Here is a 13947-nt window from a genome sequence, read left to right as displayed (position 1 = left end):
ACCGCTTCACCGATTTGATAGCCCACACTCATATAAAATCCGTCATCTTCAGCCCTTGATAATGAAGCTATGAGAGAAAGAGAGAGCAAGAGGGATTTTTTCATGTTTTCTCCTTTTAATTGATTTTTCTTTGATACAAAGAAACTTCGTATTATAAGCAATAAATGGAATTTTATGGCTAATTTTAGCTCTAAATTTTAGAGATTTTGTTTTTTTTTTTTTTTGTAAATTGCGAAAAATAGGGGTTTTGGCCTAACTTTTAAGGCCTAAAAACCGCCCTTAAAAGAAAGACTAACTAGTCTTCTTTCAAACTATAAGCGATAGGGATTTTTAGATGCACGGTTTCTTCTGGTTTAGGGAATAAATATGCCGCGCTTTTAATGGCTTCTAAAGCCGCATGGTTTAAAATATCTGTCGTGTTGCTTTTGACGACTTTAATGTCTGTAACGCTCCCATCAGGATTGATCACAAAGCTCACCAACACTTCGCCCTCAATGCCCCTAATTTGCGCCATTTTAGGGTAGCGGTTCTTAGAAGAAATAGCGGTTTGGATCTTCATTAAAAATTCGTTGCTCACCCCTGGGTTATACGCTTGAGCTTCAGAAGTCGCGCCCTCAGAGGTTTTGTTAGACTCTTCTTGCTTGTCTTTTTCTTTGACTATATCTTTAGTCGTTACTTGTTTAGGAGCGCTCTTTTCTTTAGCTTCCTCTTTAGCTTCTTCTTTAGGCTCTTCTTTTTTAACCTCTTCAACTTTAGGCTCAGGCTTAGGCTCTGGTTTGGGTTTGGGTTTGGGTTCAGGTTTGGGTTTGGGTTTTGGCTTGGGTTTAGGCTTAGGCTTAGGCTTTGTAACCTCTTTTTTGGGTTCTTCTTTTTTTGGCTCTTCTTTCTTGGGTTTTTCTTTAGGCTCTTCTTTGGGTTTAGCGGATTCGGCATTCGTCTTCACTTTAGAATTGGTGTTAATGCTGGCTAAACTCATGGTAACCTTAGTGGTCCCCGCTTGTGCTAAAGGCTCTGGGGCGTCTTCGCGCAGTAAAAAATAGCCAAACCCTATAGCGTATAGGGCAAAAGAGATTAAAAAGCTAACACTCGTTGAAACTTTACTGAGCTTGCGTGGAGATGGAGAAATTTTCATGATTATGCTCTTTTAAAATATCCATAATGCTGATAAAAGTTTCAAAACGAGAGCTTTTGTCGCTTTTTAAGTCTATAAGGGTTTTAGGGTCTGTTTGCTTGACTACAGCGCTCAAAGCTTCTAAATTCGTCGGTTTGTCATCTACGAAAATATTGTCATGCTCATCCACAGAGATGACCACCACTTTTTGATCGTTTGGCTGGGATTTTTCCGCATTTTTAGCGTTAGGGAGACTGACTTTAATCTTACCTTGCGCGATAAAAGTAGAAATGCTTAACACAATCGCTAGCAAAACGAGCATAATATCAATGAAAGGGACAACATTCAGCCCATCGCCTCTTCTGATGCTTTTCATTTTTTCATGATCCTGAATTTTTCACTCAACACATCGGATTTTCTCAATAAGCTATTATAAGCGATCAAAGTAGGGATCGCCACAGCAAGCCCTAAAGCGGTCGCTTTTAAAGCCAAAGACAAACCTACCATGATCGTTTTAGCGTCCATCCCGCCGCTCACACCCATGTCATAGAAAATCACCATGATCCCTAAAACCGTCCCTAATAAGCCCACATAAGGCGCGTTAGAATAAATCACATAGAGAATGGTTAGATTCTTGGTTAAATCCAAATTTAGGGCGTCTATATCATCGTAAGCTTTCAAATTGACTTTAGAATAAAAAATAATCCTTTCAATCGCAAACCACACAGCTAAAAAACTGGCCACGCCAAGCACCGCAAAAATGAATATATCCACATAATCTTTCAACATTGCCATTGAAAAACCGCCCATAAAAACTCCTTGTCTATGATAAAATAATCCCCTTAAAATTAAAGCCACTGCGATACAGCCACACTAAAGAGCATGCACTCTCATAAGAGGCATCCGTTCGCATAAACGCTCCAAAATGATAATAAGAATGTTGGTTTGTTGATTATATTGTTTTAATAATAACAAGTCAATGATGATTAAGCTAATAATTACAATCAAATTCAAACGCTCTTATGGCCAACCATTTAAATCCAATTTGTATTATAATGGTTAATTTTAAATTAATTCAATCATACTAGCATGAGCGGCTTTTAACGAACTCATGCCAAAAAAGGATTTTTCTCAATGGATACACACAATAAAGACGATTCAATCATCCGCTTTTCGGTTTCTTTACAACAAAATTTATTAGACGAATTGGACAACCGCATCATTAAAAACGGCTATTCTTCTCGCTCAGAATTGGTGCGCGACATGATCAGAGAAAAATTAGTAGAAGACAATTGGGCAGAAGATAACCCTAATGATGGGAGTAAAATCGCCGTGCTTGTGGTGATTTATGATCACCACCAAAGGGAATTAAACCAGCGCATGATAGACATTCAGCATGCCAGTGGGACGCATGTTTTATGCACCACGCACATTCACATGGATGAGCATAATTGTTTAGAGACGATTATTTTACAAGGCAATTCGTTTGAAATCCAACGCTTGCAATTAGAAATCGGGGGGCTTAGGGGGGTTAAATTCGCTAAATTGACTAAGGCGTCTAGCTTTGAACACAATGAATAGCGTGTTAGAATACAAAGAATTAGCGCTCTATGGAGGGAGTTTTGATCCCTTGCACAAGGCCCATTTGGCCATTATTGATCAAACTTTAGAATTACTGCCCTTTGCTCAGCTGATTGTCTTGCCCACTTATCAAAACCCTTTCAAAAAGTTATGTTTTTTGGACGCACAAACCCGTTTTAAGGAATTAGAAAGAGCTTTAAAGGGAATGCCTAGGGTGCTGTTGAGCGATTTTGAAATCAAGCAAGAAAGGGCTGTGCCTACGGTAGAAAGCGTGCTTCATTTTCAAAAACTCTACCGCCCACAAACGCTTTATTTAGTCATAGGAGCGGATTGTTTGAGGCATCTTTCTTCTTGGACTAACGCTACAGAGCTTTTAAAAAGGGTGGAATTAGTGGTTTTTGAAAGGATTGGCTATGAAGAGATCCAATTTAAGGGGCGTTATTTCCCTTTAAAAGGCATTGATGTGCCGATTTCTTCTAGCGCGATTAGGGCTGGTTTGGGGGTTTAAGCGTGTTTTTTAATGTGGCGGTAGGCTTCTTGAATGATAGCGAAGCGTTTGGCATAAAGAGCCTTTTTTTCTTTGAGATCGCATAAATCAGGGTGGTAGGTTTTAGCCAACTCCAAATAGCGCTTTTTGACTTCGCTGAAATTTTCATGTTTGATAAACCCTAGCGTTTTATAGCATTCTTTTAATTTGCGTTCAGCCATAGTGGTGTAGCTGTCCTTGCCAAAGCCATTAGGGTAGATGAAATCTAAGCATGCGTTATGGACGATTCTATTTTCATTGAGCGTTACAATGAGTTCCCAAAAACGCTCTGAATCGCCTCTTATATGCAATTCATCTTGGGTTTCTAAAAACACATAGCCGCTAAATTTTTGGCGTAAAAACCGCTTGGCGATAGGGTGCTTGGTGATAAAAAGCGTATATTCTGCCCCAAAGGTTAAAACTTTCACTTCTATTTTTTCTAAAAGCGTGTTTTGAGCTATGATTTTGATGCGTATGGGCAGGTGGCTTTTTTGTAAAATCTCTTCTAAAGAATGCACGCTAATATCTTTCTCATGCGCGCATTCAAGGGCATGATAAACCCAATTAAGCAAGTAGTTTTTTTTAAAGCATTCCGTGTCGTTTAAGATGAGTAACGATGAAGAGAGCATGTGGCATTGGCTGAAATGTTTTTTAGCGTAGTTTAAAACTTTTTTCAACAAAGGGTGGCTGTTAGGGAGCGCGACTTGCGTGAATTTGGCTAACAATTCAATTTTGGCCATTGCCCTTATTTTCTCCATGCGTTTTGATGCGATTTTAAAAAATCTTTAGGTATTTTAGCATGCCAATGGTTAAAAAAGGTGGTTATGAATGGTTTTTGCGCTAGACTATGAGCCATAACTCATTTAATGAAAGACTAAAAATGAAAATAGCGGTATTACTCAGTGGGGGGGTGGATAGCTCTTATAGCGCTTATAGCTTAAAAGAGCAAGGGCATGAATTAGTGGGGATTTATTTGAAACTCCATGCGAGCGAAAAAAAGCATGACTTATACATTAAAAACGCTCAAAAAGCGTGCGAGTTTTTAGGCATTCCTTTAGAGGTGTTGGATTTTCAAAAGGATTTTAAAAGCGCGGTTTATGATGAATTTATCAGCACTTATGAAGAAGGGCAAACCCCAAACCCTTGCGCATTGTGCAACCCTTTAATGAAATTTGGGCTAGCTTTGGATCACGCTTTAAGATTAGGGTGTGAAAAGATCGCTACCGGGCATTATGCGAGAGTCAAAGAAATTGACAAGGTAAGTTATATTCAAGAGGCTTTGGATAAAACTAAAGATCAGAGCTATTTTTTATACGCTTTAGAGCATGAAGTGATCGCTAAATTGGTGTTTCCTTTAGGGGATTTGCTAAAAAAGGATATTAAGCCTTTAGCCTTGAGCGCGATGCCCTTTTTAGGCACTTTAAAGACTTATAAGGAATCTCAAGAAATCTGCTTTGTGGAAAAAAGCTACATTGACACTTTAAAAAAGCATGTTGAAGTGGAAAAAGAGGGCGTGGTGAAAAACTTACAAGGCGAAGTCATTGGCACGCATAAGGGCTATATGCAATACACGATTGGCAAACGCAAAGGCTTTAGTATTAAAGGCGCGTTAGAACCGCATTTTGTGGTGGGGATTGACGCTAAAAAGAACGAGTTGATTGTGGGCAAAAAAGAAGATCTCGCCACGCATTTCCTTAAGGCTAAAAACAAATCTTTAATGAAAGATTTTAAAAAGGGCGAATATTTTATCAAGGCTCGTTACAGGAGCGTGCCTGCTAAAGCGTTTGTGAGTTTAAAAGATGAGGTGATTGAAGTGAGGCTTAAAGAGCCTTTTTACGGCGTGGCTAAAGGGCAAGCTTTGGTCGTTTATCAAGATGACATCTTGCTTGGCGGGGGCGTGATTGTTTAGGGCTTTTGTGCTTATAGCCTGATTGGTTGCTTTTTTAAACACTCACTCTCGCTTAAAATTTTCAAAGCTAGGGAATCCATGCGGATCTAAGCGGATGTTTTTAATAAGAGCTTTTCCACCGCTCAAATCACCGCTCAAATTGGAGGGCTTTTTAGTCTGTTGTTTGGCTAAAAGGGCTAAAACTCGAGCGTTTAACGCCATGGTTTCATTCAAAAACGCCATTTGCTTATTTAATTCGCTTAAAAATTCTATATTCAAGGTTTTTAAAGTATGCTCGTAGTTGGCTAAGATTAGCGCATGCTTTTCTTTATTGTTTTTAGCGTCTTTTAATTCTTTGTCTCGCTCTATAAGGGCGTTTTGGTAGCGTTGGTGCAATTCTTTAGTGCATGATTTGAGATTTTCTTTATCGCATAAAAAATGCGTTTTTAAAGTTTCTAGGCGTTTTTCTAAGGGTAAAAAGGTTTTTAGAGCGTCTTCTTTAGCTTGGATTTGGCTTTGAAGCTTGTTTTTAAATTTTTTCAAACGCATGGCTTTATAGGCTTGAAAATCATGGTTTATGAGGGCGTTGTATTCTAGGGTTTTGTTATGGGATTGTTGGTTATGGGCTTGGTTTTCTAAAACTTGATCGCATAAGGCGTTTAAAGCGCTCATCAAATCCAATTGCGAGAGCAAATGGGCGAGTTTAGGCTCTTTGAGCAAGAAAAGGGCGTTGTTTTGCTCTTGGACTTCTAAAGCGTTTGAAGCCTCTTCTAAATTCTTAACACCGCTCAAATAAGGGCAATGCTCTTGCAAGAAAAGCGTTTGGGATTCTTTGATTAAGCGTTCTTGCTCCATGCTCTCTTTTAAGCGTTTTTCTAAAGCTTGTAATTTTTCTAATTCCAAAGCGCTTTGTTTCAATAACGCATCAGTGTCCATAAGGCGGATCTGGCTGGCGTTAAAAAAACGCCTTTGGCTAGTTAGGGTGCTGTTAGCCTTTTTAATTTCTTTAAGTTGATCCTGGTTATTGGAAAGCATGTTTTGATAGATTCTTAAACTTTCATTGAGTTTATAGAGCATGTCAGAAAGCTGTTCGTTAGAGCGCGAGAGCTTGGCGTTTGTTTGAGAATCAAAAGTCATCATTATCTGCGCGTTTGAAAAAGTTAGAAAAAATAAGAAAAAGCAAAAAAATCTCATGGGGTTATCTTTATTACTATAGTTTCATCGTGTTATTTTATCTAAGTTTTGGCATGCACCAAAACACGCAAAATTATCGCTTTTAAGATAAAATAAGCGTTTTGATGCCATTTTTGGAGCGATCGTGGAATTGAGTTATTATGAAATTTTAGAAGTGGAAAAACACAGCAACCAAGAGACCATTAAAAAGTCTTACAGAAAGCTGGCTTTAAAATACCACCCAGACAGAAACGCCGGCGATAAAGAAGCCGAAGAAAAGTTCAAGCTCATCAATGAAGCCTATGGGGTGCTAAGCGATGAAAAGAAGCGGGCCTTATACGACAGGTATGGTAAAAAGGGCTTAAACCAAGCCGGCTCAAGCCAGAGCGATTTTTCTGATTTTTTTGAAGATTTAGGCTCGTTTTTTGAGGACGCTTTTGGGTTTGGCACTAGGGGGAGTAAAAGGCAAAAAAGCTCTATCGCACCGGATTATTTGCAAACCATTGAATTGAGTTTTAAAGAAGCGGTTTTTGGCTGTAAAAAAACCATTAAAGTCCAATACCAGAGCGTCTGTGAAAGTTGCGATGGCACGGGTGCCAAAGATAAAGTTTTAGAGACTTGCAAGCAGTGTAATGGGCAGGGGCAGGTGTTTATGCGTCAAGGTTTTATGAGTTTTGCGCAAACTTGCGGGGCGTGTAAAGGCAAGGGCAAGGTCATTAAAACCCCATGCCAAGCGTGTAAGGGTAAAACCTACATTCTTAAAGATGAAGAAATTGATGCGGTAATCCCTGAGGGCATTGATAATCAAAACCGCATGGTGCTTAAAAATAAAGGCAATGAATACGAGAAGGGAAAAAGAGGGGATTTGTATTTAGAAGTGCGAGTCAAAGAAGATGAGCATTTCAAGCGCGAAGGCTGTGATTTATTCATTGAAGCGCCGGTATTTTTCACCACTATCGCTTTAGGGCATACGATTAAAGTGCCGTCTTTAAAAGGGGACGAACTGGAATTAAAAATCCCTAGAAACGCCAAAGATAGGCAGACTTTTGTGTTTAGAAACGAGGGCGTGAAACACCCAGAAAGCTCTTATAGAGGGAGTTTGATCGTGGAATTGCAGGTGATTTACCCTAAAAGTTTGAATAAAGAGCAGCAAGGGTTATTGGAAAAATTGCATGCGAGTTTTGGCTATGAGGGCGAACCGCATAAAAGCGTTTTAGAAACCTGTATTTCTAAAATTAAAGATTGGTTTAAATAAAAGGTTGTTGATGCATGATTTTCTAAAAGCCTTCAAAGACGCTTTCCCTCATACCATTTCTATCTTGTTAGGGTATTTGCTTATGGGAATGACTTTTGGAATGCTTTTAGCCCAGCAAGGTTATGATTATAAAGTTGCCTTGTTCATGTCGTTATTCATTTATGCTGGGGCGGTGCAATTCGTGGCGATCACGCTTTTAAGCGCGCAAGCGAGTTTGATGAATGTCGTTATTGTGAGCTTGTTAGTGAACGCGAGACAGACTTGTTACGCGCTTTCTATGCTAGACAGATTCAAAAACACCCAATGGCGTTTGCCCTATTTAGCGCATGTGCTCACGGATGAAACCTTTGCCTTATTGAATTTATACGCTCCTAAAGAGGGGGTGAGTGAAAAAGACTTTATTTTTAGCATTTCCTTACTCAACCATTCTTATTGGATTTTTGGTTCGTTGGTGGGTTCGTTAGTGGGAACGCATTTTTCTTTTGACACTCAAGGCATGGAATTTGTGATGACAGCGATTTTTATCGTGCTGTTTATGGAGCAATACAAACGCACCACAAATCATAAAAACGCATGGCTTGGGATCGTTATTGCGATCGTTTGTTTAGCGCTCTTTGGGACTGAATACTTTTTGCTCATCGCTTTGGTTTTAATGGTGCTTGCCCTCATTTTGTTTAGAAAGCAGTTAGAATGTTAATGCATTCTATACTCATTATTTTAGTCATCATATTAACGACTTATTTCACGCGCATTTGGCCTTTTATGGTGTTTAACGCTAAAAACCCGCCCAATGACTTTGTGCGTTATTTGGGTAGGGCTTTATCATGCTCAGTGATAGGCATGCTCGTGGTCTATTGTTTTAAAGACATTCACATTTTAAAACCCCCTTATGGGATCAATGAAATCACCGCTTTTTTATCCGTTATCCTTTTGCACCGCATTTTTAAGGTGTTTGTTTTAAGCATCACGCTCCCTACCATTCTTTATATGGTTTTAGTCCAAAGCCATGCGTTAGAAAAGGCTTTTTTTAATCCCTAAAATCATGTTTGATTGCTTTTAATTCCCGCATTTTTGATCACAAAATACGCCGTAGGGATAATAAAAAGCGTTAAAACAACGCTGCTTATCATGCCCCCTAGCATGGGCGCGGCGATGGATTTCATGATCTCACTACCTGTGCCATGGCTATACATGATCGGAATGAGTGAAGCTAAAATGCTAAAAAAGGTCATCAGCTTGGGCCTTACCCTAAGCACCGCCCCATGCATGATAGCTTCTTTTAAGGCGGTAGTCGTCTGCTCTTTTAAGGGGGTTTTGATGAATTTTTGAAACGCATCTTCTAAATAAATGATCATCACAATAGCCGTTTCGCTCGCTACCCCTAAAAGGGCTAAAAAGCCCACTAACGCCGCCACGCTCATGTTAAAGCCCATGAGATTCATAAAAATTAACCCCCCTAAAAACGCAAAAGGCAGAGTGAAAAAGCATAGTAAGGAATTGGTGAGATTCTTTAAAGCAAAGACAATTAAAATAAAAATGATAAACACGCTCACCGGCACGATGTATTGTAAGGTTTTAAACGCTTCTTCTAAATACTGGCTTTCGCCGCTGAATTCATAATAATACCCGTTAGGTAATTGGATTTTTTCTAGCGCTTTTTGAGCCAGTTGTCTGTAAGTATCAGAGCTGATATTAACTTGCGGCACAATATAAATAAAATTCACATTCAAGCCCTTTTCGCTCTTTAACACCGCCGGCGAATTGTCGTAATAGATGCGGGCTAATTCCCTTAAGGGCATGTAATTGTAAGCGGTTTTGATGTAGAGGTTTTTTAATTTTTCAATGGTGTTTCTTTCTGTGTCTTTTAAGCGTAAAGAAATGGGGTAGCTTTCTACGCCCTTAATCATGGTAGTGAGCGTGGCTCCGCCTAGAGCGAATTTAATCGTGTCTAACACGGCGTTTTTGTTGATGCCGTAACGAGCCAGATTTTCATCGTTCAAATCCAGCGTGATGTAGTAGCCATTATTGGATCGCTCGGCAAAGACGGACAAGCTCTCTTTTAGGGTTTTGAGCTGTTGCTCCATAAGGATCGCTAATTCTTGTAATTTATCCGTGTCATTACCATAGAGCTTGATGCCTAGGGGCGTTCTAATCCCGGTTAAGAGCATGTCTGTTCTCCCACGAATGGGGTAAGTCCATGAATTGGTCAAGCCTTTTAATTGCAGGGTTTTTTCTAATTTATCCCTAACTTCTTTATAACTGAGCTTTTCTTTCCATTCGTTTTGCGGCTTTAATTCAATGTAGGTTTCTATCATGGCCAAACCGGCAGCATCGGTGCTGGTGTTAGCGCGCCCCACTTTGCCAAAAACCTGTTTGACAAAATCCAACCGCTTGATAGCACCATTGCTTTTTTTCAAGTATTCTAAAGCGGTATCAATGCCCACGCCATTAATGGTTACAGGCATATACATCACTACCCCTTCATTGATTTGGGGGATAAATTCCCAGTTGAGTTTTTTATACGCTATATACAAGCCCCCTAAACCCATAACGCTCGCTATTAAAAAAGCGTATCTGAACTTAAGCACAACATTCAAGCTCACGCCATAAATTTTCATGAAAAAAGCGTTAATCGGGTTTTTAGACTCTTCTAAAATCCGCCCTTTAATGAGCCATACCATTAAAATAGGGACTATGGTGATAGAGAGTAACGCTCCTACTAGCATGGCGAAGGTTTTGGTGTAAGCTAAAGGGGCAAAAAGCTTTTCTTCTTGGCCGGTGAGCGCGAAAATAGGCAAGAAAGAAACCACGATGATCATTAAAGCAAAAAATATCGCGCCCCCCACATGCTTAACCCCTTGCATGATGCCATTAACCCTTTGAGCGTTGTCTTTCATATCAATGTGTTGCAGATGCTTATGAGCGTTTTCTACCATCACAATAGCCGCATCCACCATCGCCCCTATAGCGATCGCAATGCCCCCTAAACTCATGATACTCGCTTCAATATTGAAATAACGCATGAGTAAGAAACTGATGCACACGCTTAAAGGCAGAGTGATAATGACCACTAAAGCACTCCTGAAATGCAGTAAAAAAACCGCAATAATGACTAGCACAATGATGCTTTCTTCTATGAGCGTGTGGATTAAATTGTCAATGCCTTTTTCAATCAATTCGCTCCTGTCATACACGCTGGTGATTTTCACATCAGGGTTACTCGCTTGTAGGGTGGCGATTTTTTCTTTAATGGCTTTAAGCACCTTATAAGTGTCAGCGTGATAGCGTACCATCACAATCCCGCCCACCACTTCCTTATTGCCGTTGAGATTAGCCGCTCCTCTGCGTGGTTTTGGCACTAGCCTAACGCTGGCTATATCTTTAATCTTTAAAGGGATAGCCCCTTCTTTTTTAATCACAATTTCTTCTAAATCGTTTAAAGATTGGATATAGCCATGCGATCTTATAATTTTTTCAAACCCGTTTTCTAAAATAACCCCCCCACCGGTATCGTTATTGGAATTTTTAATCGCGTTAGCGACTTGCTCCAAACTCAAGTTATAGCGGATCAAAGAATCGTTTTGAAGCGTTACTTCATAATCCTTCACAAAGCCCCCCACGCTTGCGACCTCACTCACCCCATCAACCCCTAAAAGCGCGTAGCGGTAATAAAAATCCTGCAAGACTTTCAAATCGCTTAAATTCTTGCTGCCGCTAGATAAAGCGTATTGATACGCCCAGCCAATAGAAGTAGAATCGCTCCCTATTTCCACTTTAGCGTCCTTGGGCAAATTGCTCACTCGGTTTAATTGCTCTAAAACCCTATCCCTAGCCCAATACAGATTGACGCCGTCTTTAAAAATGATGTAAATCAAACCGCTTTCATAGCTAGAAATCCCCCTAACCGTGTCAATGTTAGCGATACTCATGAAAGTAGAAACTAACGGGTAAGTAACCTGCTCTTGCACGATTTTAGGGCTTTGATTGGGGTAAGTGATTTGCACGACCACTTGAGCGGGGCTTAAATCCGGCAAAGCGTCTAAACGAACGCTTTTTACCGCCCACAAAGAGGCTAAAAGAATGAGTAGAGTGATTAAAGTGGTAAGGAGTTTGTTTTTAACGCTTAAATCAATGATTTTTTCTATCATTCAATAATCCCCATTGTTTTGAGCGTCAGCGTCTAGCACGAATAAAGCGTTATTAGCGACTTCTTCACCCGCTTCTAAACCCTCTAAAATTTCATAGCTCCCATCGCTCAAGCGGACGGCTTTAATTTCTAACGGGCTTAAGCCAAAATCGTCTTTTTTAAACACGATAGCTTTCCCCCCCTTAATCAAAACCGCTTCTTTAGGCAAAATCTTCATTTTTTTTGGTTTGTGAAAGATTTCTACTTGAGCGAACATGTTAGGGTAGTAAAGCTGTTGAGCGTTAGGCACATTGAAGCGTGCTTCTAGCATTTTATCTTGTGGGTTTATGATGGGGTTGATGTTTTCAAGCGTGATTTCTTGCTTGCCTTTAACCCCTTCTACGAACAAAATCGCCTGATGCGTGTTTTTTAAAAACTCTAAATCCTCTTGATTGACTTTAACAAGCGCCCACAATTGGCTTAAATCTATGATTTGAAACAACTCTTGCCCTTTTTTAAAAAAGCTCCCCTCATTGAGATTTGGGCTTTTTTTAAAGATAACGCCGTTGAAGCGAGAGTAAATAGTGATTTCATTTTGGACTTTATGGCTGCTAATGATCTTTTCAATGCTAAAGTTTTCTAGCCCTAGTAGTTTTAATTTTTCTTTAATCGCTCCCACTTGCTGGTTGAATTTCAATGATGATAACAATTCGCTTTGAACGCTTGCTAATTCAGGGGAATACACGCTCAAGAGTCTATCGCCCTTTTTAATGGGGGTATAGGTTTTATTCGCATAAAGCTTTTCCACATAGCCATCAAAACGCAGGGTTTGAGAAAAAATCAGCGCTTCATTAGGCTCTAAAATCGCATAATAGCGCCGGCTTTGGGCAAATTCTTTTTCTATAACTTTAGTGGTGGAAATATTAAAACGGGTTTGGCTTTTAGCTTCTTTAGTTTTTTTAGTTTCTTGAGTTTCTTTAATTTCTTGAGCGTTAGCGCATGAGAGGCTAAAAAATAGGGTCAGGGCTAACAATAAAAGCCGTTTCATTCTAATCCTTTGAGGTTTTGTAAGGACAAATAAGCGCTGTTTAGAGCGCTCAAGGTTTCAAGCTGGGTGATTTGAATGGTGATTTTGTCATTAAAAGCGTTGTAATAAGCGTTGTAATCGCCATTAGATTTCAAGTCAAGCGCATAAATTTGCGCGATTTTTTCATTCTGTTTGATGATTTTATTGATCGATTCTAGGTTTTTTTGCAGGGTTTCTAATTTTTTAAGGAGCTTTAGGGCCAGGTGGCGCGTTTTGTTTTTGGCGTTTTCCACTTCGCTTTTAAACACCAAGCTTTCTTTTTTCTTTTGCTCCACTAATTTAGCCTGCTTGCCATAAAGGGGTAAGGGGATAGACAAAGCGACGCTAAACATGTCGTAGTTATAGTATTGTTTGGAGCGAAAATAATACACCCCGGTAACATTCACGTCTTCTAAAAAGCTTTTTTTAGCCAAAGTGATGTCTTTTTGCGATTTTTCTTCATCAAGCCTGGCGATCGCAATATCGTAATTGGTGGCGCTAATGTTATACAACTCTTGCTCCTTATTAAATTCAAAATTTTTAGGGGCAATGCTTAAAAGCTCGTTTTCTTTAAAAGTCAATTCACCCATGGAATAATGGCTACTAGACAAGGCTTCTTCTAAATTGTTTTTTTTGATTTCTAATTGCGATTTTAAAATTTCTAGCTTGGCGATCGCTATTAAATTAGGCGAACTGGAATGGTTGGCTTGATAGAGAGTGTTTTCTAAATTTTTAATCGCTGTCTTTAAAAGCTCTATTTCTTGTTGGTTTTTATAGTTTTCAATGCCGTTTATCATTAAATTAATCACCAATTGCTGCTTGGTTTTTTTAAGCTCTAATATCTTTTTTTGCTTTTCTAAATTGATCATTTGAGATTGCGTGAGTTTTTTACCATTTAAATCCACTTTTTGAGACAAACCCAAGCTCATGTTTTGCATTAAGGTGCTATCCAGCCTGAAAAAATCGCTCACATTAGCGTTGTTATAGCCTAAATACAAAATAGGGTTATCCCACTTGCTAACGGCTTTTTCTTGAGAACTTAAAGCGTCAATTTGCTCTTGTAGGGCTTGTATTTTTTGATTTTTAGAAAGGTATTTAGCCACAAAAGATTGGATCTCTAAATCTTTAGCCAAACCCAAACTAAAAAGCAGTAACAAGGCTGTTAAAAGGCGTATTGAAACACCCCTTTTATCAAACGCGCTTATAAAAGATAGCATGCTC

The 13947-nt window shown here is 39.4% G+C and carries 14 protein-coding genes; 6 read left to right on the top strand and 8 right to left on the bottom strand.

Features of this window, described 5'->3' with window-relative positions; genetic code table 11:
• Positions 1 to 295 precede the first annotated feature (295 nt).
• The 3 genes from FIM66_RS04080 to exbB are packed head-to-tail and all read right to left on the bottom strand — an operon-like array spanning position 296 to position 1921.
• Complete coding sequence (locus tag FIM66_RS04080; RefSeq protein ID WP_140600057.1) at positions 296 to 1132, bottom strand: energy transducer TonB family protein; 837 nt, start codon at positions 1130 to 1132, stop codon at positions 296 to 298.
• Positions 1098 to 1487, bottom strand: coding sequence for a TonB system transport protein ExbD (gene exbD / locus FIM66_RS04075; RefSeq protein ID WP_000836356.1), 390 nt, complete (start codon positions 1485 to 1487; stop codon positions 1098 to 1100). Before exbD ends, FIM66_RS04080 begins: the two co-directional genes overlap by 35 nt.
• Positions 1484 to 1921 (bottom strand): TonB-system energizer ExbB, encoded by a 438-nt coding sequence (gene exbB / locus FIM66_RS04070; RefSeq protein ID WP_194146396.1) that lies wholly within the window; start codon positions 1919 to 1921, stop codon positions 1484 to 1486. Before exbB ends, exbD begins: the two co-directional genes overlap by 4 nt.
• Positions 1922 to 2245: 324 nt before the next feature.
• Here exbB and nikR point away from each other — a divergent pair, with 324 nt between their 5' ends.
• Both nikR and nadD read left to right on the top strand, forming a co-directional pair.
• On the top strand, positions 2246 to 2692 hold the full coding sequence (gene nikR, locus FIM66_RS04065; protein WP_121089747.1) for a nickel-responsive transcriptional regulator NikR: 447 nt from the start codon (positions 2246 to 2248) through the stop codon (positions 2690 to 2692).
• The gene (nadD, locus tag FIM66_RS04060; protein WP_194149250.1) at positions 2685 to 3200 is read left to right on the top strand and encodes a nicotinate (nicotinamide) nucleotide adenylyltransferase; all 516 of its coding nucleotides are present in this window, start codon (positions 2685 to 2687) and stop codon (positions 3198 to 3200) included. Before nikR ends, nadD begins: the two co-directional genes overlap by 8 nt.
• Here the strand turns inward: nadD and FIM66_RS04055 are convergent.
• The gene (locus FIM66_RS04055; RefSeq protein WP_140548859.1) at positions 3197 to 3958 is read right to left on the bottom strand and encodes a J domain-containing protein; all 762 of its coding nucleotides are present in this window, start codon (positions 3956 to 3958) and stop codon (positions 3197 to 3199) included. The two genes, nadD and FIM66_RS04055, sit on opposite strands and share 4 nt — an antisense overlap.
• Before the next feature lie 140 nt (positions 3959 to 4098).
• Between FIM66_RS04055 and mnmA the strand changes: the two genes are divergently transcribed.
• Positions 4099 to 5127 (top strand): tRNA 2-thiouridine(34) synthase MnmA, encoded by a 1029-nt coding sequence (mnmA, locus tag FIM66_RS04050; RefSeq protein ID WP_140600055.1) that lies wholly within the window; start codon positions 4099 to 4101, stop codon positions 5125 to 5127.
• 42 nt (positions 5128 to 5169) lie between these two features.
• Here mnmA and FIM66_RS04045 read toward each other — a convergent pair whose 3' ends face one another.
• Positions 5170 to 6300 (bottom strand): hypothetical protein, encoded by a 1131-nt coding sequence (locus tag FIM66_RS04045; RefSeq protein ID WP_140490296.1) that lies wholly within the window; start codon positions 6298 to 6300, stop codon positions 5170 to 5172.
• Between the two features lie 124 nt (positions 6301 to 6424).
• Here FIM66_RS04045 and dnaJ point away from each other — a divergent pair, with 124 nt between their 5' ends.
• The 3 genes from dnaJ to FIM66_RS04030 are packed head-to-tail and all read left to right on the top strand — an operon-like array spanning position 6425 to position 8572.
• Positions 6425 to 7534, top strand: coding sequence for a molecular chaperone DnaJ (dnaJ, locus tag FIM66_RS04040; RefSeq protein ID WP_140548855.1), 1110 nt, complete (start codon positions 6425 to 6427; stop codon positions 7532 to 7534).
• 10 nt (positions 7535 to 7544) lie between these two features.
• Complete coding sequence (azlC, locus tag FIM66_RS04035; protein ID WP_140600053.1) at positions 7545 to 8231, top strand: azaleucine resistance protein AzlC; 687 nt, start codon at positions 7545 to 7547, stop codon at positions 8229 to 8231.
• Positions 8225 to 8572: a branched-chain amino acid transporter permease gene (locus FIM66_RS04030; RefSeq protein WP_140479738.1), complete on the top strand. Its 348-nt coding sequence runs from the start codon at positions 8225 to 8227 to the stop codon at positions 8570 to 8572. Before azlC ends, FIM66_RS04030 begins: the two co-directional genes overlap by 7 nt.
• Positions 8573 to 8574: 2 nt before the next feature.
• Here the strand turns inward: FIM66_RS04030 and FIM66_RS04025 are convergent, their stop codons facing one another.
• From FIM66_RS04025 to crdB, 3 genes are read right to left on the bottom strand one after another with little or no spacing between them, the layout of a single operon-like run.
• Entirely contained in the window at positions 8575 to 11682 is a 3108-nt protein-coding gene (locus FIM66_RS04025; protein ID WP_140600051.1) for an efflux RND transporter permease subunit, read from the bottom strand.
• Positions 11683 to 12708 carry an efflux RND transporter periplasmic adaptor subunit gene (locus FIM66_RS04020; protein WP_140479742.1) on the bottom strand — a complete coding sequence of 342 codons (1026 nt, stop codon included), beginning with the start codon at positions 12706 to 12708 and terminating at the stop codon, positions 11683 to 11685.
• Positions 12705 to 13943, bottom strand: coding sequence for a copper resistance outer membrane protein CrdB (gene crdB / locus FIM66_RS04015; protein WP_140548847.1), 1239 nt, complete (start codon positions 13941 to 13943; stop codon positions 12705 to 12707). Before crdB ends, FIM66_RS04020 begins: the two co-directional genes overlap by 4 nt.
• Positions 13944 to 13947: the final 4 nt, after the last annotated feature.

Origin of the sequence: Helicobacter pylori (assembly GCF_006439795.1) — a bacterium.
Taxonomy (GTDB): Bacteria; Campylobacterota; Campylobacteria; order Campylobacterales; family Helicobacteraceae; genus Helicobacter; species Helicobacter pylori_CR.
This window is presented reverse-complemented; position numbering and strand designations above follow the sequence as displayed.

Bases quoted from the DNA above. Each gene is read 5' to 3' on its own strand.
- mnmA (WP_140600055.1), top strand. From the start codon at position 4,099: ATGAAAATAGCGGTATTACTCAGTGGGGGGGTGGATAGCTCTTATAGC.
- FIM66_RS04025 (WP_140600051.1), bottom strand. From the start codon at position 11,682: ATGATAGAAAAAATCATTGATTTAAGCGTTAAAAACAAACTCCTTACC.
- azlC (WP_140600053.1), top strand. From the start codon at position 7,545: ATGCATGATTTTCTAAAAGCCTTCAAAGACGCTTTCCCTCATACCATT.
- crdB (WP_140548847.1), bottom strand. From the start codon at position 13,943: ATGCTATCTTTTATAAGCGCGTTTGATAAAAGGGGTGTTTCAATACGC.
- nadD (WP_194149250.1), top strand. From the start codon at position 2,685: ATGAATAGCGTGTTAGAATACAAAGAATTAGCGCTCTATGGAGGGAGT.
- nikR (WP_121089747.1), top strand. From the start codon at position 2,246: ATGGATACACACAATAAAGACGATTCAATCATCCGCTTTTCGGTTTCT.
- FIM66_RS04020 (WP_140479742.1), bottom strand. From the start codon at position 12,708: ATGAAACGGCTTTTATTGTTAGCCCTGACCCTATTTTTTAGCCTCTCA.
- exbD (WP_000836356.1), bottom strand. From the start codon at position 1,487: ATGAAAAGCATCAGAAGAGGCGATGGGCTGAATGTTGTCCCTTTCATT.
- FIM66_RS04055 (WP_140548859.1), bottom strand. From the start codon at position 3,958: ATGGCCAAAATTGAATTGTTAGCCAAATTCACGCAAGTCGCGCTCCCT.
- FIM66_RS04030 (WP_140479738.1), top strand. From the start codon at position 8,225: ATGTTAATGCATTCTATACTCATTATTTTAGTCATCATATTAACGACT.
- exbB (WP_194146396.1), bottom strand. From the start codon at position 1,921: ATGGGCGGTTTTTCAATGGCAATGTTGAAAGATTATGTGGATATATTC.
- FIM66_RS04080 (WP_140600057.1), bottom strand. From the start codon at position 1,132: ATGAAAATTTCTCCATCTCCACGCAAGCTCAGTAAAGTTTCAACGAGT.
- FIM66_RS04045 (WP_140490296.1), bottom strand. From the start codon at position 6,300: ATGAGATTTTTTTGCTTTTTCTTATTTTTTCTAACTTTTTCAAACGCG.